General features: G+C 72.5%; 18 protein-coding genes and 1 pseudogene. 10 read left to right on the forward strand and 9 right to left on the reverse strand.

The annotated features are described in order from the left end of the window. Positions 1-96 precede the first annotated feature (96 nt). Both ABZY12_RS15145 and ABZY12_RS15150 read right to left on the reverse strand, forming a co-directional pair. Complete coding sequence (locus ABZY12_RS15145) at positions 97-576, reverse strand: indole-3-glycerol phosphate synthase (RefSeq protein ID WP_356890228.1); 480 nt, start codon at positions 574-576, stop codon at positions 97-99. A 106-nt stretch (positions 577-682) separates the two neighbouring features. Then, positions 683-1,456, reverse strand: a complete 774-nt coding sequence (locus ABZY12_RS15150; protein WP_356890230.1) for a pyrimidine reductase family protein — start codon at positions 1,454-1,456, stop codon at positions 683-685. 36 nt (positions 1,457-1,492) lie between these two features. Here ABZY12_RS15150 and zapE point away from each other — a divergent pair, with 36 nt between their 5' ends. The 6 genes from zapE to ABZY12_RS15180 all read left to right on the forward strand — a co-directional run bounded on the left by zapE (position 1,493) and on the right by ABZY12_RS15180 (position 7,905). Further along, complete coding sequence (gene zapE, locus ABZY12_RS15155) at positions 1,493-2,590, forward strand: cell division protein ZapE (protein ID WP_356890232.1); 1,098 nt, start codon at positions 1,493-1,495, stop codon at positions 2,588-2,590. 34 nt (positions 2,591-2,624) lie between these two features. Continuing rightward, the gene (locus tag ABZY12_RS15160; RefSeq protein ID WP_356890234.1) at positions 2,625-3,053 is read left to right on the forward strand and encodes an OsmC family protein; all 429 of its coding nucleotides are present in this window, start codon (positions 2,625-2,627) and stop codon (positions 3,051-3,053) included. 150 nt (positions 3,054-3,203) lie between these two features. Next, positions 3,204-4,577 carry an alkaline phosphatase PhoX gene (locus ABZY12_RS15165; protein WP_356890236.1) on the forward strand — a complete coding sequence of 458 codons (1,374 nt, stop codon included), beginning with the start codon at positions 3,204-3,206 and terminating at the stop codon, positions 4,575-4,577. Positions 4,578-4,695: 118 nt separating this feature from the next. Further along, a complete protein-coding gene (locus ABZY12_RS15170) occupies positions 4,696-6,156 on the forward strand; it encodes a nucleobase:cation symporter-2 family protein (protein ID WP_356890238.1) in 1,461 nt (486 codons plus the stop codon). Then, positions 6,143-6,988 carry a PPK2 family polyphosphate kinase gene (locus tag ABZY12_RS15175; protein ID WP_356890240.1) on the forward strand — a complete coding sequence of 282 codons (846 nt, stop codon included), beginning with the start codon at positions 6,143-6,145 and terminating at the stop codon, positions 6,986-6,988. The genes ABZY12_RS15170 and ABZY12_RS15175 overlap by 14 nt, the downstream gene beginning before the upstream one ends. Positions 6,989-7,026: 38 nt before the next feature. Further along, positions 7,027-7,905 (forward strand): polysaccharide deacetylase family protein, encoded by an 879-nt coding sequence (locus ABZY12_RS15180; protein WP_356890242.1) that lies wholly within the window; start codon positions 7,027-7,029, stop codon positions 7,903-7,905. A gap of 67 nt (positions 7,906-7,972) precedes the next feature. On the opposite strand, the gene ABZY12_RS15185 is transcribed toward ABZY12_RS15180, so the two are convergent. From ABZY12_RS15185 to ABZY12_RS15210, 6 genes and pseudogenes are all read right to left on the reverse strand, one after another. Then, on the reverse strand, positions 7,973-9,712 hold the full coding sequence (locus ABZY12_RS15185) for a hypothetical protein (RefSeq protein ID WP_356890244.1): 1,740 nt from the start codon (positions 9,710-9,712) through the stop codon (positions 7,973-7,975). Positions 9,713-9,838: 126 nt separating this feature from the next. Beyond that, the gene (locus ABZY12_RS15190; protein WP_356890246.1) at positions 9,839-10,051 is read right to left on the reverse strand and encodes a hypothetical protein; all 213 of its coding nucleotides are present in this window, start codon (positions 10,049-10,051) and stop codon (positions 9,839-9,841) included. Between the two features lie 128 nt (positions 10,052-10,179). Then, entirely contained in the window at positions 10,180-10,392 is a 213-nt protein-coding gene (locus tag ABZY12_RS15195) for a hypothetical protein (protein ID WP_356890248.1), read from the reverse strand. 14 nt (positions 10,393-10,406) lie between these two features. Next, the gene (locus tag ABZY12_RS15200) at positions 10,407-11,057 is read right to left on the reverse strand and encodes an ABC transporter (RefSeq protein WP_356890250.1); all 651 of its coding nucleotides are present in this window, start codon (positions 11,055-11,057) and stop codon (positions 10,407-10,409) included. A gap of 470 nt (positions 11,058-11,527) precedes the next feature. After that, a pseudogene (locus tag ABZY12_RS15205) lies at positions 11,528-12,112 on the reverse strand (ATP-binding cassette domain-containing protein); the annotation flags it as partial. A gap of 14 nt (positions 12,113-12,126) precedes the next feature. Beyond that, positions 12,127-12,804, reverse strand: a complete 678-nt coding sequence (locus ABZY12_RS15210) for an AIM24 family protein (RefSeq protein WP_356890252.1) — start codon at positions 12,802-12,804, stop codon at positions 12,127-12,129. Positions 12,805-12,876: 72 nt separating this feature from the next. Between ABZY12_RS15210 and ABZY12_RS15215 the strand changes: the two genes are divergently transcribed. Continuing rightward, positions 12,877-13,617, forward strand: coding sequence for a peptidyl-tRNA hydrolase (locus ABZY12_RS15215; protein ID WP_356890254.1), 741 nt, complete (start codon positions 12,877-12,879; stop codon positions 13,615-13,617). Here ABZY12_RS15215 and ABZY12_RS15220 read toward each other — a convergent pair. Continuing rightward, positions 13,587-14,387, reverse strand: coding sequence for an aminotransferase class IV family protein (locus ABZY12_RS15220; protein ID WP_356890256.1), 801 nt, complete (start codon positions 14,385-14,387; stop codon positions 13,587-13,589). The genes ABZY12_RS15215 and ABZY12_RS15220 overlap by 31 nt on opposite strands. Positions 14,388-14,519: 132 nt before the next feature. Between ABZY12_RS15220 and ABZY12_RS15225 the strand changes: the two genes are divergently transcribed. From ABZY12_RS15225 to ABZY12_RS15235, 3 genes are all read left to right on the forward strand, one after another. After that, positions 14,520-14,942 carry a MerR family transcriptional regulator gene (locus ABZY12_RS15225; RefSeq protein ID WP_356890258.1) on the forward strand — a complete coding sequence of 141 codons (423 nt, stop codon included), beginning with the start codon at positions 14,520-14,522 and terminating at the stop codon, positions 14,940-14,942. Positions 14,943-15,051: 109 nt separating this feature from the next. Continuing rightward, positions 15,052-15,801, forward strand: a complete 750-nt coding sequence (locus ABZY12_RS15230) for a DUF4142 domain-containing protein (protein ID WP_356890260.1) — start codon at positions 15,052-15,054, stop codon at positions 15,799-15,801. A 102-nt stretch (positions 15,802-15,903) separates the two neighbouring features. Beyond that, positions 15,904-17,661: a DUF692 family multinuclear iron-containing protein gene (locus ABZY12_RS15235; RefSeq protein WP_356890262.1), complete on the forward strand. Its 1,758-nt coding sequence runs from the start codon at positions 15,904-15,906 to the stop codon at positions 17,659-17,661. Positions 17,662-17,668 lie beyond the last annotated feature (7 nt).

Raw genomic sequence — 17,668 nt, forward strand, 5'->3', positions numbered from 1 at the left:
GCCGCCCCGGGCGTCGCGCCCGGGGCGGCCCACGCGGGTCCGTCACTCCTCGCCCGGCCCCTGGGCCGGGCGGCCCGCATCGCTCTCCACTCCTCGCTACTCCGGCTCCTCGCTGTGCGCGAAGAGCTTGAGGACCGGTACGCCGACCTTGTGACGGGCCCGGGAGGCCCAGTCCCGGTGGAAGAACTCCTCCACGTAGTGCGGGGCCGTCAGCACGATCACCTCGTCGGCGTCCGACTCCGCCACCACCGCCTGCATCTTGTTGAGGGGATGGTCCTCCACCACTTGGCCGACCGCCTCGCAGCCGGCGTCCCGGAGCGCCTGGAGGGAGTGCTCCAGCGCCTCTTCCGCCGGTCGGCGGGCCGCCTTGCCCTCCGGCTTCTCGCCCTCGCGGGCGGCTTCCTTCAGGTCGCCCATGGCGACGTCGTCGATGGCGCGCAGCAGGACATCGGCCTGGTCACCGCGCGGCTGCATCAGCACGATGAAGGACACACCCTCGTCGCCGTGCAGGGTGGTGACGAATTCCACGTCGACGGACGTCAGGGGCTTCTCGATCATCAAAACGCTTGTGAACACCTCAGGAGCCCTTCTGCGGAAACCATCCTTCCCCGTGCCCACACGGGGTCTGCGAGAGTAAGTGTGCCCAGCGGAAGCTAACCGGAACGGCAAATTCCGGTACGTGTCAGATCCGACGGTAGCGGGTGAAGAGGAACCCGGCCTCCTCCAGCACCGACGCCACCGCGAAGCGCTTCGGGACGGCCACCGAGGGGCCTCCGGCGATCCGCTGCGCGTCCCCGGCCGTCATCGTCGGCGAGACCGTCAGACACAGCTCGTCGAGCACGTCCGCCGCCACGAACTGGCCGAGCAGCCGGGGCCCGCCCTCGGTCAGCTGCCGCCGCAGGCCGCGCTCGGCGAGCACGGCCACGGCGCGGGCCGCGTCCACCCCGGGGCCGTCACCCGCGACCACCACCTCCGCGCCCGCCATCTCGGCGGCGCCCACCCGCTCCGGGGGCGCGGCCGCCCCGGTCAGGATCAGGGTCGGCACCAGCGGTTCGGTGAACAGCGGCAGCGAGAAGTCCAGGTTCAGGGAGGCGGTGACCACGGCGATCACCGGGGCGGGCCCCTGCCCGGCGGCGGCCCGGCGCTTCGCGAAGGCCTCCCGGGCCCGGGCCGGGCGGTACCCCTCGAGACGTACCGTCTCCGCCCCCACGACGACCACGTCGGCCAGTCCGCGGAGCGTCCCGAAGATCCGCATGTCGCTGTCGGAGGAGAGGGGCTGGGACCGGCCGTCGTGCTGACCGGCGCCGTCGAGGGAGGAGACCATGTTGGCCCGCAGCCACACGCCGTCACCCTCCGGGTACGCGTAGGCGTCGGCGAGCTCGTCGAGGGACCACTCCCGGTCCCCGGCCGTGGCATCGGCTGCTGTCATGTCCGTCACAGGGAACAGGCGTCGCATCCCCGCAGTCTGACACGGCGCTTACAGTGGGGAACTGTGTCGACCCGTGCCCTCACCGAAGCGGCTTCCACCGAAGCGGCCCCGCTCTCGCTCTGCTCCCGAGAGCCGCATGTCCCCGCCGACCGTCTCGTCGCGGAGATGGTGCCACCGCCGCGGTTCGACTCGGTGCGCTTCGACACGTACCTCCCCGACCCGAACCAGCCGAGCCAGACCGACGCCGTCAAGGTGCTGAGCTCCTTCGCCGAGGGGCTCGGCGGCGCCCACGCCACCGGCTCGGGCAAGCGCCCGGTCCTCGGTCGCTGGTTCGCGAAGAAGCCTGCCACCCCCGCCGGGCCGCGCGGTGTCTATCTGGACGGCGGCTACGGCGTCGGCAAGACCCATCTGCTCGCCTCCCTCTGGCACGCCACCCCCGCCGAGCCCGCTCTCAAGGCCTTCGGCACCTTCGTGGAGCTGACCAACCTGGTCGGCGCGCTCGGCTTCCAGCAGACCGTGAAGACCCTCAGCGGGCACCGGCTGCTGTGCATCGACGAATTCGAGCTGGACGATCCGGGCGACACCGTTCTCGTCTCCTCCCTGCTCAGCAGGCTCGTCGAGGAGGGTGTGGCGCTGGCCGCCACCTCCAACACGCTGCCGGGCAAGCTGGGCGAGGGCCGGTTCGCCGCCGCCGACTTCCTGCGCGAGATCCAGGGGCTGTCCGCCCACTTCCGGCCGCTGCGGATCGACGGTGAGGACTACCGCCACCGCGGGCTGCCCGAGGCGCCCGCCCCGTTCTCCGACGAGCAGGTGGCGAAGGCGGCGTACGCGACCCCGGGCGCCTCGCTCGACGACTTCCCGCACCTCCTCGACCACCTGGCCAAGGTCCACCCGAGCCGGTACGGCGCCCTCACGGACGGCCTGAGCGCGGTCTGCCTCACCGACGTGTCGCCGGTCCCGGACCAGTCGACGGCGCTGCGGCTGGTGGTCCTCGCCGACCGGCTGTACGACCGGGAGATCCCGGTGCTCGCCTCCGGACTGCCCTTCGACCGGCTGTTCAGTGAAGAGATGTTGAAGGGCGGGTACCGGAAGAAGTACTTCCGGGCGATCTCCCGGCTCACCGCGCTCGCTCGCGACGCAAAGGGTCTGGTGGGGCAGTAGGTTGGGGGCCATACCCGATCGAAAGGGATTCACCATGGCCGCAACCCGTTCCGCACACGCCGTCTGGGAGGGCGACCTCCTCAAGGGCAGCGGGGTCGTCACGCTCGACTCCTCCGGCCTCGGCTCGTACCCGGTGTCCTGGCCGGCTCGCACCGACGAGGCGGCGAACGGCAGGACCAGCCCCGAGGAGCTGATCGCCGCCGCGCATTCCTCCTGCTTCAACATGGCGTTCTCCAACGGCCTGGCCAAGGCCGGCAACACGCCGACCCGCCTCGAGACCAAGGCCGACGTCACCTTCCAGCCGGGCGAGGGCATCACCGGCATCCACCTGACGGTGCGCGGCGAGGTCCCCGGCCTGGACGCGGACGAGTTCCGGTCCATGGCCGAGGACGCCAAGAAGAACTGCCCCGTCAGCCAGGCGCTGACGGGAACGACGATCACGCTGACCGCCGAACTCGTCTGACCGACGAGCTGGTCTGACTGATCGTCACTTGAGGCCGTTGTGGCCCGCATGGTTCACGTGTCACCACAGTGCGTGATACACACATGCGGGTCACACGTACACGTGTGCCACGTCACATCCTGTCCGCCAACGGGAAGCAGTGGTCACCTCATGTCCCCAGAGCTGTCCGCAACACGACGTCAGATCCTCTCCCGCACCGGCGCGTCCGTCGCCGGCATAGCCTTCGCCGGAGCCCTCTCCGAACTCTTCGCCGGCAGCGCCACCGCCGCCGGCGACACGACCGGTTACGGCCCCCTCGTCCCCGACCCGGCCGGGCTCCTCGATCTCCCCGAGGGCTTCCGCTACAAAGTCCTCTCCCGGGAGGGCGACCGGCTCCGCTCGGGGCAGGGTCTCGTCCCAAGCAACCACGACGGCATGGGCGCCTTCGCCGGCCGGCGCGGTCGCGTGCACCTCGTCCGCAACCACGAGAACCGGGCCACCGGCCGCATCGGCGTCCCGACCGTCAAGGGCCTGACCTACGACCCCGCGGCCAAGGGCGGCTGTACGGCGCTGGAGCTCGACGGCCGCGACGACGTCTGCGACGAGTACGTCGCCATCGCGGGCACCGCGGTCAACTGCGCGGGCGGGCCGACCCCGTGGGGCACCTGGCTCACCTGCGAGGAGACCGAGGACAAGGCCGGCACCAACGGCTACACCAAGGACCACGGGTTCATCTTCGAGGTCGACGGCGCGAACCCGCACCGCACCGGAGCCGTACCCCTCACCGCGATGGGCCGTTTCCAGCACGAGGCGATCGCCGTCGACCCGCGCAGCGGGATCGTGTACGAGACGGAGGACGCCTTCGAGAGGCCCTTCGGGCTCTTCTACCGCTTCCTCCCCCACAAGCCGCTGGGCGGCACCGGTTCGCTGCGCGCGGGCGGAGCGCTGGAGGCCATGCGCGTCCCCGGCGTCCCCGACCTCTCCGTGATCCAGGAGACGGGCGCGAGCTTCGACGGCGTCGAGTGGGTCCCCGTACCGGACCCGCAGGCGACCGTGACGCCCATCCGTCTCCAGGACTTCGGCCCCAAGGGCATCACGCACGCGCAGAAGCTGGAGGGCTGTTACTGGGGCGGACGCTCGGTGTACTTCGTCTCCAGCTTCGCCCGCACCAAGGACGGCTCCGCGGCGACCCACTTCGGCCAGGTGTGGAAGTACGAGCCGGACCACCGCCGGCTCACGCTGGTCGTCGTCTTCGGGCCGAGCACGGACATCCAGCTGCCGGGCGAGTCCCCGGACAACATCTGCCTGGCGCCCAGCGGCGGGCTGATGGTCTGCGAGGACGGCGACGGCGCCCAGCACGTCTACGGCCTGACCCGGCGCGGCGAGGTGTACGCCGTGGCCCGCAACGCGCAGAACATCGGCACCCCGCAGGCCCCGGAGTGGGGCGAGTTCGCGGGCGTCGCGTTCTCCCCCGACCGGCGGACCATGTACGTCAACTGCTACACGCCGGGCACGACGTTCGCGGTGACGGGCCCGTGGCGCTGAGCCGCTGAGGTGCCGGGGAGCGGCCGCGTTACACGCACGCAACGCGGCCGCCCTCCGCCGACAAAGATCACCTGCGTCAATGCAGGTCCTCGCACCCGTACTCGGAGGACCCGCACGCATGACCATCCACCCCGTCGACCGACGGCCCCCGCTCGGACGGCTCGCCGCGCTGGGCGCGCAGCACGTCCTCATCATGTACACCGGCTGTGTCACCGTCCCGCTCGTCTTCGGCGCCGCGGCGGGTCTCGATCCGTCGGTGATCGCCCTGCTCATCAACGCCGATCTGCTGGTGGCGGGCCTGGTCACCCTGATCCAGAGCCTCGGCGTCGGGAAGGTGCTCGGCATCCGACTGCCGATCGTCACCGGCGCCACCTTCGCCGGGGTCACCCCGATGATCCTGATCGAGCAGGAGTACGGCATGCAGGCCGTGTACGGCTCCATGCTCGCCGCCGGACTCTTCGGCCTCCTGGTCGCGGTGCCGTTCGCGCGGCTGGTGCGGTTCTTCCCTCCGCTGGTCAGCGGCACGGTCATCACGGTCGTCGGCCTCTCGCTGATCGGGGTCGCGGGCGGTCTGATCACCGGCAACGACCCGGAGGCGGCGGACTACGCCTCGGGCGAGCGGCTCGCCCTCGCGGCGGGCGTGCTGGTCCTCATCGTGCTGTTCGCGCGCTTCACCCGTGGGTTCCTGGGACAGATCGGAATCCTGCTCGCCCTGGTGCTCGGCACGCTGGCCGCCGTACCGATGGGGCTGACGGACTTCTCCGGGGTCACCGGCACCGACTGGCTGGGGCTCGCCGCGCCGTTCCACTTCGGGGCGCCGCGGTTCCCGCCGACCGCCGTCGTCGCGATGTGCGTCGTGATGCTGGTCATCTTCACCGAGTCGACCGCCTCGATGCTCGCGGTCGGCGAGGCCACCGGCCGGCCGGTCACGGACAGGGACCTGGCCCGAGGCCTCGCCGCGGACGGCGTGTCCGGTGTGCTCGGCGGTGCGATGAACTCCTTCATGGACACGGTCTTCACCCAGAACGTGGGCCTGATCGGTATCACCAAGGTCGCCAGCCGCCATGTCACCGCCGTCGCGGGCGGCCTCCTCGTCGCCCTCGGCCTGGTTCCGCGCATGGGCGCGGTGGTGGCCGCGCTGCCGGGCCCGGTGGTGGGAGCGGCGGGCCTGGTCCTGTTCGCCACGGTCACGATGGTCGGTGTGAACACCCTGCGCCGGGTCGATCTGGACCGGGGGCACAACCTCACGATCGCGGCCGTCGCGCTCGGCGTGGGCCTGCTGCCGGAGGTGGCGGACGGGATCTACGACGGCTTCCCGGCCTGGTCGCGGATCATCCTCGGCAGCGGCATCACGAGCGCCGCCCTCGCCGCGTTCCTGCTGAACCTGCTCTTCCACCACACCGGGCGGTCGCGCGCGCTCGCGAGTCCGTCGGTTCCGTCGCAGGATCGGGGGAAGACGCAGGGCGGACGGGAAGGGGTGCGGGGTGGCGAAGAAGGACTTCAGGACGGACGGGGGGAAGGCCGCGGCGAAGGAAGCGTCGGCTCCGGCCCGGCCGACACCGCCCGTGGCCCTGCGTGAACTGCTGCGCGTGCCCGTCGGCAGGCCGGTCGACCTCTCCTCGTACGACACCTCGGCCGCCGCCCCGTCGTCCGGCGGCCCCGCCGACAAGGCGGCCGGCGTCCGGGCCACCGCCCTGATGGAGCCGGCCCTCGCCGGTCTCCAGGAGCGTCTCTACGCCGCGAGCACGGCCGGCGACCACCGCCGGCTGCTGCTCGTCCTTCAGGGCATGGACACCAGCGGCAAGGGCGGCACGATCAAGCATGTGATCGGCTGCCTCAACCCGGCCGGCTGCCGTGTCCGGTCCTTCAAGGCGCCCACGGCCGAGGAGCGGGCCCACCCCTTCCTGTGGCGGATCAGGCGGGCCCTGCCGGTGCCGGGTGAGATCGGCATCTTCGACCGCTCGCACTACGAGGACGTGCTCGTCGCGCGCGTCCGCGAGCTGGCGCCCCGGCGCGACATCGACCGCCGCTACGGCCAGATCAACCGCTTCGAGAAGTCCCTCGCCGACGAGGGCGTCACGGTCGTCAAGGTGTTCCTGCACCTCTCGTACGAGGAGCAGCGCAAGCGTCTCCTGGCGCGGCTCGACGACCCGGAGAAGCACTGGAAGTTCGACCCGGGCGACATCGACGAGCGCGCGCTGTGGCCCGCGTACCGGCAGGCGTACGAGATCGCGCTCGAGCGCTGCTCGACGGAGGAGGCGCCCTGGTACGTGGTTCCGGCGGACCGCAAGTGGTACCGCAACTGGGCGATCAGCGCGCTGCTCCTGGAACATCTGCGGGCGCTGGACCCGCAGTACCCGGAGGGCGACTTCGACGTCGCCGAGTGCCGGAAGCGGTTGCTTGCCGAATGATCGGCTAATTTCCGTGAGTGACCATTTCTGTACGAAGAATGTCGTCGCTCTCTCTGTTGGGCGTCGTTCTTGTCGGTGTTCTTGTCGGCGTTCTTGTCGGCTGCGGCGGGGGTACGGCCGGCATCACGGCTCCGTCCGACCGCCCGACGGCGTCCGGCACCTCCCACGCCCCGTCGGCCGGCGCGGCCCCCGGACCGGCGACCGTACGCAAGGCGCCGCCCACGATGGCACCGGGGCCCGGCGGCCTCACACCGGTGTACACGCACCGGGCCAAGGGCCGGGAGAAGGTCGTCGCGCTCACCTTCGACGCCGACATGACGGCCGATCAGGGGCCGCGCGCGGCCGCCGGTGAACGGTTCGACAACCCGGCGCTGATCGAGACGCTGCGCCGGCTCGGGGTCGACTCCACCGTCTTCATGACGGGCCGCTGGGCCGAGGAGTACCCCGACCAGACACGCTCCATCGGCAACGACCCCCGCTTCGAGATCGCCAACCACTCCTACAGCCACTACTCCTTCGCCTCCCCCTGCTACGGGCTTCCGACGGTGCCGAAGAAGGACATGGCCGCCGACGTACGGCGGGCCTTCGACGCCTTCCGCAAGGCCGGGGCGCGCAATGTCGTGCCGTACTTCCGCTTTCCCGGCGGCTGCTACGACGACGAGGCGCTGCACGCCCTCGCACCCGCCCGGGTGACGGCGGTGCAGTGGGACGTCGTCAGCGGCGACGCGTTCGCCAAGGACGGTGACGCCGTCGCCCAGCAGGTCCTGGACGGGGTGAAGCCCGGCTCGCTCGTGGTCATGCACTGCACCCGCAGCGCGGCACCCGTCACGGAACAGGCGATCCGCCGCATCGTCCCGGAGCTGCGGGCCAGGGGCTACCGCTTCGTCAAGGTCTCCGAGCTGATGGCCACCCCCTGACACGCCCACGCCCTTCCCGGCGTCCGGTGGGACACGACCGCCGGAAAGGGCGCCTTGACCCTAGGACTCAGGGCTGGGTCAGGAGCAGCTTGACGGACCCGTCGGAGGTCACCTTCCGCCACGGGAACTCGCACACCATCGTGTCGACGGGCTTCGACACATGGACGACGTTCCGCTTCGGGTACGCCCGGCACGTGTCGCCGTCCGCGTACTTGGGGCAGCTCCCGTCGGGCTTGCGGAACTGGTGGGAGTTCCAGGCCAGCGAGCCCGCGAGCTTCTCGCCGGGCGCGGTCGGCAGATACTGGTTGCTGAAGAACGAGCCGATCATCCCGCCGGCCAGGGCGAGGGCCAGGAGCGCCCCCACGGCAGTGAACTGCCGGGGCCGGCGCGGACCGTCGTCGGCCAGGCTCCGGACGAGCGGTGCGAGCTTCCCCACCGCCAGCACGCAGGCCAGGACCGCCAGGGCGGTGAGCGTGACCTGGATCTGCATGATGGTGCGCGGGAACAGCTGCACCTGCTGGTCCGCCTCCATGTGCCCGGCGAGCCAGAACCGGATGAGCCAGGCGCTGCCGAAGCACGCGAGCGGCGCGACGACGACGGCCTTGCGCAGACCGAGAGCGACGGCGAGACCGAGCCCGATGAGGACCACGACCGCGTACATGTGCAGCCCGGAGAACTCGCCCATGCCCGGGTACTCCCCCGGCTCGTCCCAGGCCAGGCCGCTGAGCGGGGTCGTGCCGATGTAGGCGGGTTCGGTCAGCGTGTAGCCGGAACACCACTGGTCGCGTGTGCTGGTGGCGCCGAGCAGCACCCGCAGATACACCCCTGCCACCAGCAGGAACCCGCCCAGCGCGCTGCCGAGGAACAGCAGTCCGCGCAGCGGGCCGGTGCGCCACGGAAAGAAGAAGAGCGCGGAGATCAGGACGCCCGGCAGCGACCAGAGGTGCCAGCCGGAGTAGATGAGGAAGAGCAGGCCGAACAGCACGCCGAGGAGGGCTCCACGCCCCACCGTCCCGCGCCTGCCGAAGCGGGGCGACGCGCGCAGCCACAGCAGCAGCTTGGCTATCAGGGGCACGATCAGTACCAGCACGAACGGGCTGTACGGCTTGTGGGGCAGGGTCTGCTGGAGCGCCGGGAGCAGGCCGACGGCGAGCGCGGGAAGCGGCTTCAGACACATCCGCCAGGCCAGATAGGCGGCCGGGCCGGTCAGCGCGACGAAGGCGATGAACAGCCACTTCAGCCCGAACGCGGGCTGCCCGTCCAGGAATCCGGCCTTGGCGGCGTACCCGAGGAGGTACGGCACCGCGGGTGGATAGAACGCGTCCATCGAGCCGGTGTGCATCACCTCCTCCGCCCAGCCGAGGATGCGGTTGTTGTCCCCGTACGGACCGTTCAGCGGCCAGGGGGTGCCGCGCAGCGCGAAGACCTGCCCCGCGCCGAGGAAACCGGTGGTCAGTCCGGCGACGGCCGCGGCGGCCAGCCGGACCGTCAGCGCCCGCACCCGCGCGCTGCCGCGCACGGTCGCCCAGGCCACGACGGCGACGACCACGAGGACGAGCACCGCCAGCCGGAACTGAAGGTTCGACAGACCGCTGACCTGGCCGACCCGGGTGATCGGGCTGTTGGCGACCGTCAGCCCCCAGTACGTGAATCCGAGCGCCGTCAGGACGGCGACCGCGCACTCGCCCGCAGCGGGGGCCCAGCGCCGGACCAGGGGCCCGGCGAGGTCCTGGGGCGTACGCCGGGAGGGCGCGGGTCTCTCGGCCGGAGCCGGCGCGGCCGTCTCCGGGGACAGGGCTGTCTTCAACTGTGTCTCCATCGTGCGCGGCCGGGCATGGTGCGCCCGGCCGCCGTGAACATGTTCGGCTTGTGACGGATCGGGCGCCGGTGGCGCCGGAGAGTCAGAGGGTCCCCGGAGGGGACGGGTTCCGGATCAGCGGCTCCGCTGCCTCGGCACGCGGACCGCCCGGCCTGGTGTGTTCTTGATCCGGGACGGGATGGAGGGCGGCGGCACCGCCCGGGTCTGTACGGCCGGCTGTCCCTCGTGCGGACGGCCGTCGGCGGTGGGCGGGACCACGACCAGGTAGGGCATGGAGTTGTACACGGGGATGACCGCGGAAACGAATGGCGCGGTCGAAACGTTCATGGGACGGTCGCTCCCGTGCGGAAAGTGTGAAGGCCGAGGACACAGTAAGGCACGTCAACCCGGCGGCGGCAGGGGTGGAAGGAAGCGGAGCTTCCGGCCCTGGGGCTCCTTGGGCCTGCGGCTGCTTTCTAACCGGAGCAGGCGGAGCGTTCCGCCTCGCGCCATTCGCAGACCGGGCAGAGGGTGATGCCCTTCGTCGACTCGGGGTACTCGGTCGGCTCCCCGCACAGCACACACGTGGCGTACGGCTCGTCGGCCACCGTGTCCGAAGGCCGCGCCGCCGGCCGGCCCGCGGGCTCGCGGTAAGGGATGTTCCCGTCCCCGGCGTCCCTTGCGTCCATGTCATCGAGGGTACTCACTCGCGCCAGGCCGTGGCCCGACATGCCAGCGCCACGGCGCCGGCCGCGATCAGCGAGGCTCCGGCCAGGGCGAACCAGGGCAGCGGGACGGTCGCGGTACGGGAGCCGGTGACCAGGCCCGTCATGACGGACTTCGCCGGGGAGCCGCTGGTCACCAGGGCGAGCAGTGAGCCGAGGACGAGGGCCGCGAGGGACGGGCCGCGGGCGGGCAGGAACGGCCGGGCGCACAGGGTGCCCACGGCCGTGCCGGTCAGGACGCAGACGGCCGTCGCGAGGAGCCCGGCGGCACCGGCGGCGAGCGGGTCGACCCGGCGCAGGTCGCTGATCGCGGTCACCCCGAGGGCGGCGACCGTGCCGACGAGCGCCGCGCACCCGCCGCCGGCCAGCACCGCCGCGAGATGCGCCCGCTCCCGGCCCGCCGCGGCGGCCACCACGCTCCGGGCCGCGGCGGGCTCCTGGCCGAGGCAGATCCGTACGACCCAGGCGGTCACGGGGAGCAGCCCGGCGGACGCGTAGCCGAGGGCGCCGAGCACGGGCTCCCCGGCGCGGAGGCCCACGCCGAGGTACGCGGCGTAGAGCAGGAAGGGCGCGAGCCAGCGCTGGGACCGCAGGAGCAGGGCGGTGTGATAGCGGAGCAGTGCGGTCATACCCGTACGCCTTCGGTACTGAGGTGGTGGATGTGCCAGGCCGGGCGGGCGGTCAGCAGCTCCCGGAGCAGCGCGTCGGAGTGCGCCGCGTCGACGGTGAGGACGGTCGTGGCATCGGGCCCGGGGGCGCACGCGGGCGCCCCCGGCAGGCCCTCGGGCAGCGTGCCGCCGCCGGAGGCCACGATGCGCACCCGGACCGGCTCGTCGTCGACCGTTCCCGGCCCGGAGCCCGGCACCGGTGTGGCGTGCGACACCGGCCCGAGGTCCGGCACCGGTGTGGCCCGCCGCACCGGCGCGGAGTCGGGCGCTGGTCGAAGGTCGGGCACTGGTCCGAGGTCCGGCGCCGGTGTGGCCCGCCGCACCGGCGCGGAGTCGGGCGCTGGCCCGAGGTCCGGCACCGGCCCCGAGGCCGGCATCGGCTCGCGCCCCTGTTCCCCGTCCTCAGCGGCCCCGCGTACCCGGCCCGCCTCCACCGCGTGGACCGCGTCGGCCTCCCCCGCGAGCCGGCGGGGGTCGTGGTCGACGAAGACCACCGTCCCTCCGGCCGCGACGCGGGCGCGGACCGCGCGGTCGAGTTCCTGCCGGGCTCCCGTGTCCAGGCCGGTCCACGCCTCGTCCAGGACGAGCAGCCGGGGCTCCGCGAGCAGGGCCTGGGCGACGGCGACCTTCTGGTTGCTGCCCTTCGAGAGTTCGGCGAGCGGGGTGTCGGCGAAGGCTCCCGCGGCGAACCGGTCCAGCCACTCCCCCGCCCTCGCCGCCGCCTGCGACCGGCCGAGCCCCTGGACGCGGCCGAGGTGGACGAGATAGCCGCGCGCGGTGAACGGCAGGGCGGCCGGGAAGCGTTCGGGGACGTACGCCGTGCGCGGCGGCCGCCCCTGGATCCGGCCCTCCGAGGGGGCGTCGATGCCCGCGATCAGGCGCAGCAGGGTCGACTTGCCGGTGCCGTTGGTGCCGGTGATCCGGACGAGGGTGCCGGCGGGCAGGACGAGGTCCACGCCCCGCAGCACCCACGGTCCGCGCAAGCCGTAACGGCGGCCCACCCGCTCCAGCTTCAGGGGTTCCAGCGGCTTCAGCTGGCCGACGCCTTCTGCGGGGTCAGCTCGCTCGGCCGGACGATGACGAAGCCCTCGCCCTCCAGTTTGAGCTGGACGGCCTCGCCCGAGCCGCCGCGCATCATCGAGCCGAAGGACTGCGAGCGGTGCAGTGAGGTGTGCAGCCGCTCGCTCCAGCCGACGACGGCGTCGGTGTCGACGAAGACCGGGGCCTGGGCGCTGACGGGGATGACGATCGGGCTGCCGTCGCAGACCAGGGCGATCTTGCCGTACCCCGAGAAGACGCTGTTGAAGAGGCCGCCGCCGGTCATGCCGGCGCCCTTCACGGTCTTGATCTCGTACGAGAGGGTCGAGTCGAAGCAGAGCACGTTGCGGCCGTTCACGGTGAGCGCGTCGTTCTGCTCGATCTCGACGATGAAGCAGTTCTGCGCCTCGTGCGCGAACCACGCCTCACCCTGGCCGCGGACGGCCATCAGCGCCAGGCCCTCGCCCGTGACGGCGCGCTTCAGCATGCCGCCGATGCCCTGGCCCTTGCGCTCGAACTGCAGGTCGCCGCGGAAGGCGATCATCGCGCCCTGCCGTGCGTGCATCTCGCCGTTGACCGCGTACTTGACACACTTGGTGTTCTGCAGGGTCATACCTGGGGATGTCGCCGCCTCGGCGAGGTGTTCGCCGGAGAAAAGACCGCTCTTCATGAGGTGCATCCTGACCCGGAACCTCCCATTCCTACAAGAATCGCTTCTCTCGCGCAGTGGCAGACTTGCCGGGTGAGCAGCAACGAGACCGATTCCCTGGACGACAGGCCCCAGTTCGTCCTCCCCCTCGTCGTCCGGATCGAGCGGGCCGAGCCCCCGGCCCGCACCGACGCGCTGGAGACGGCCGCCCGCGCGGTCCTGGAGATCCTCGCCGACGAACGCGCGCACGGCGACGGGGAGTGGGCGCGGGCCATGACCGACTGGCAGGACGCCCGGATCCGCAAGGTCGTGCGCCGGGCGCGCGGCGCGGAGTGGCGGCGAGCGGGTGCGCTGCCGGGCATCACCGTGCACGGTGACACCGCGGAGGTACGGGTGTTCCCGCCGGTCCCGCTGGACGGCTGGCCCAAGGACCTGGCCAGGCTCCAGGTCTCGGGCACCCACCTGGAGGACCCCGCCGAACCCGGGGCGGTACCCGCGGGGGCGGCGCGGCTGTGGCTCAACCCGGAGCTCGACATGTCGGCGGGCAAGGCGATGGCGCAGGCCGGGCACGGCGCGCAGTTGCTCTGGTGGGCGATGACGGAACCCGACCGCGAGGCGTGGCGCGAGGCCGGCTTCCCGCTGGCCGTGCGGACGGCGGACCCGGCTCACTGGGGCGAGCTGAGCACGAGCGGACTGCCGGTGGTGCGGGACGCCGGGTTCACGGAGATCGCCCCAGGGAAGACCGTCGTAGCCGAGGGAAGCGAACTCTTCGGTTCGCGCCTGCGCCTGCGGCGGACCCGGGTTCACAGCGGCAGGGAAGGTTCCGCCTCATAGGCCCGGTGCAGCCGCTTCAGGAAGAGCGGGGCGTCCGGGAGGGGGACCGAGCCGATGCGGTGCACCGGGACTCCCGGGGTCCAGGAGTTCATGACGACCGCTCCGGCCAGCGCGGGCAGGTCGTCGAGGGAGATCTCCTGGGTGCGCTGGGGGACACCGAGGCGTTCCAGTTGGCGACGGACGATCCCCATCGTCGTGCCCGTCAGCATCTCGGCCACGGGCCACACCACGCTGTCGCCGTCCCAGAATGCCAGGTTCCAGATCGTGGCCTCGCTCAGCCGGCCCTGCCGGTCGATGAAGGCCGCGTCGTCCCATCCCTGTTCGACGGCCTGGCGGAGGCGATACGTCTTGGCCACCTCGCCGACATGTTTCACGGCCGGGAGTTCCCGTTCGTACGCGACCGCCGCAAGGGACAGCGGGCCCTCGGGGCCGGTCGCCGCCGGCCCCGTACGGACCAGCAGCTCGGGCTCCACCTCAGGGCCGGCCACGGTGAACTCGCCTGCCGGGGAGTACACCGTGGCGGTCAGTGAGAGGTCGGTCGGACCGGCCCGCAACGCCGCCCGCAGGTAGGAACGGACCCGGTCGTCGGGCAGAGCACGCCCGAACATCTCCAGGGAGGCGGATCGCAGCCGTTCCAGGTGGAGGTCGAGCCCCCGGACCCGGCCGTCCCGGACCTGCAGGGCGGTGAAGTGGGCGTAGCCCGCGAAGGCGAGAGGCGTCAGCTCCTCGGCGGTCGCCGTCAGGCCGTTACGTTGGACAACGAAGGACACCGTGCATCACCTCAGCATCAGCCGGTCTTGAGCCGGGCACCTGTGCGGAATGCCCGCCCGGTGGAACGACGTTAAGGCTTGACACCGATGTGAAGGTCAAGGCCGAAGCCCAGGCACGAAGGACGGGGCACCATGCTGATCGGAGAGCTGTCCCGGCGTACGGGGGTCAAGGCGCGGCTGCTGCGGTACTACGAGGCGCAGGGCCTCCTGGAAGCCGGGCGCGGGCAGAACGGCTACCGGGACTACGACGAGGACGCGGTCGTCACCGTGCGGCACGTGCGCGCCTTGCTGGACGCGGGCCTGTCCACCGAGGTGATCCGTTCGGTGCTGCCCTGCGTCCGGGGTGAGGCGCGGGAGGCACCGGAGTTCGACTGGTGCGCCGACCTGCGGGCCATCCTCCAGGGGCAGATGACGGCCATGGACGAGCACATCGACGAACTCCGACGCACCCGCGGCACCCTCGCCCGCTACTTGGCGCGGTCACCCGTCAGCCCCCATCCGCTGAAGAGCACGCCACCGCCCAGCGGCGCGATGCCCGGTTCCGTCCCGGACTGAACACGACCGTCCCGCCCCTCGTATCTCCCGATATCGCCAAGCGGGTTGAAGAGCCGCCTGGTTGACGGTTCAGTCTGCGGTGACACCGCACGCACGCTCGGGAGACACCTTGTCGCTACGCGTCAACGGGACGGTACTCATCATCGCGGCGCTGGTCGCGACGGTCGGCGCCCTCGCCTTCCCCGTCTGGTCCTATGCCGATCGCTCCGGCACCGGCCAGGCCAACCTCAACGCCTCCACCGTGGCCACCCAGTGGGGGCCGCTCTCGGCCACGGACCGGGACCTGCTGGTCAAGGTGCGGCTCGCCGGCCTGTGGGAGCTCCCGGCCGGCCAGCAGGCCATCGAGCGCGCCCCCAGCCAGGCCATCGTGGACTGCGGCGACCATCTGGTCGTGGGCCACACGGATCTGGACCGGCGGGCCCGTGACGTGGCGGCGAAGCTGGGCGTGGAGCTGCCCAACCAGCCCACCGAGCAGCAGCAGGGCTGGTTGCGGGAGCTGACCGCGGCGCGCGGTGAGGAGTACGAGCGGAAGTTCGCGAACCTGCTGCGCAACGCGCACGGCAAGGTGTTCGCGCTGATCGCGGAGGTCCGGCACACCACCCGCAACGCCCTGATACGGCAGTTGGCGAGCGACGCGAACCAGACGGTGCTCGACCACATCACCATGCTGGAGGCCACCGGGATGGTCGACTTCGACGCGCTGGCGAACGAGGCGGCGGGCCGGAAGACGGCGAGCCCGACCGGCCCGGGGGTGGTGCCGTCGCCCGCCGTTCCCTCGCCGGCCCGCCCGTCGGGGACGGACCAGTCGTTCACCTCGCGCCCGGTGCCGGAGGCGGGGATCGTCACCCCGCACTCGTAGGGCTGCCCGGTCCGGAACCTCAAATCAACCTCTGAACGTCCCCCTGGCTGGATTCGAACGGATCCGGCGGGGCCATCACGTGAGGGACTGAAGGAGGGGGACATGACGGAACTCGGCATCGGCGTCGGCTGGCGGCCGGAGATCGCGGGGGCGGTGGAAGCGCTGCCCGGCGTCGACTGGGTGGAGGTCGTCGCGGAGAACCTCTGCGCGGGACACCTCCCCGACTCGCTGGCGCGGCTGCGCTCGCGCGGCGTCACGGTCGTCCCGCACGGGGTCTCGCTGGGGCTCGGCGGCGCGGACCGGCCGGATGCGGGGCGGCTCGCGGAGCTGGCGGCGAAGGCGACGGCGCTGGGAGCGCCGCTGGTGACGGAGCACATCGCGTTCGTACGGGCCGGGGGCCCGCTCACCGCGACCCCGGTGCTGGAGGCAGGGCACCTGCTGCCCGTACCCCGCACCTGGGACGCGCTCGACGTGCTCTGCGAGAACGTCCGGATCGCGCAGGACGCGCTTCCGGTGCCGCTGGCGCTGGAGAACATCGCGGCGCTGATCTCGTGGCCGGGCGAGGAGCTGACGGAGGGGCAGTTCCTCGCGGAGCTGGTGGAGCGTACGGGGGTACGGCTCCTGATCGACGTCGCCAACCTCCACACCAACCACGTCAACCGTGGCGAGGACCCGTCGAAGGCCCTCTCGGAACTCCCTGTCGAGGCGATCGCGTACGTCCATGTCGCGGGCGGTCTGGAGCGCGACGGCGTCTGGCACGACACCCACGCCCACCCGGTCCCGCCCGCGGTCCTCGCCGTCCTGTCCGACCTGGCCTCCCGGGTCTCCCCGCCGGGGGTCCTGCTGGAGCGCGACGACCACTTCCCGCCCGCGGAGGAACTGGCGGCGGAACTCACCGCGATCCGCGCGACGCTGGCCGCGGCGGGAGCGCCGCGTGGCGGCTCCGCCGCGCCGGAGCCGGGAGCGCCCGGCCGCGCAGCCGCCGCGGAGGCGGTGCCCCGCCGTGGAGGCGTCGCGGAGGCGGTGCCCCGCCGTGGGGGCGTCGCACCGGAGGCGGGATCGCCCGACCACGGAGGCATCGCCCCCGAGCCGAGGACACCCCGCCGCGGAGCCGCCGCGAAGGCGGTGCCCCGCGCGGAGCGCCCGCTGCTCATCGGCGCGGGCGCACGCGCCTCCGGCGGCCCGATGCCGCAGCCCCCGGCCGCTCCTGCGACGAGCGCCCAACACTCCCTGGTCGAGCCCACCAGGCCCGGGGGGCCTGCCCCCGGAGCCGACACACGCGATGCCTCCCACCCCCGCGCGCCCGAACGCCACCACCAGGCCGCCCCCGCCGAGCCCACCAGACCCGGGAGGCCTGCCCCCGGAGCCGGCGCGCGGGGCGCCTCCCACCCCCGCGCGCCCGAACGCCACCAGCAAAGCGCCGCGGGAGAGAACGCACCCGCCGCGGGCGACGGTGCCCGGGGGCGGGTGGCCGTCGTGGAGGCCGCGTTGTTGTCGGCGCTGGTCGCCGGGACGCCCGCGCCCGAGGGGTTCGACACCCGGCGGCTCGGCGTGCAGAGTCGGGCGCTCGCGGCCAAGCGCGCCGACGTGGTCGCCAAGGTGGCCCCCGAGCTGCCGGAGATCCTCGGCGACGGCTACCGCCCCGCGTTCCTCGCGTACGCCAGATCCCGCCCCATGACCGGCGGTTACCGCCGCGACGCGCTCGACTTCGTCGAGCAACTGCTCGTCGCCGGCCGCCCCGAGGACCCCGAGGCGCGCCGCCGCCTCACCCACTGGTGGCAGGACCGCTCCGGTTCCCGCCCGCCCGGCCGGGCGACCCGCCTGGCCCGGGCCGCCCGCGCCGCACTCGTCAGGAGGTGAGAGGGAC

The sequence above is a fragment of the Streptomyces sp. NPDC006551 genome, assembly GCF_040611675.1.
Lineage (GTDB): Bacteria > Actinomycetota > Actinomycetes > Streptomycetales > Streptomycetaceae > Streptomyces.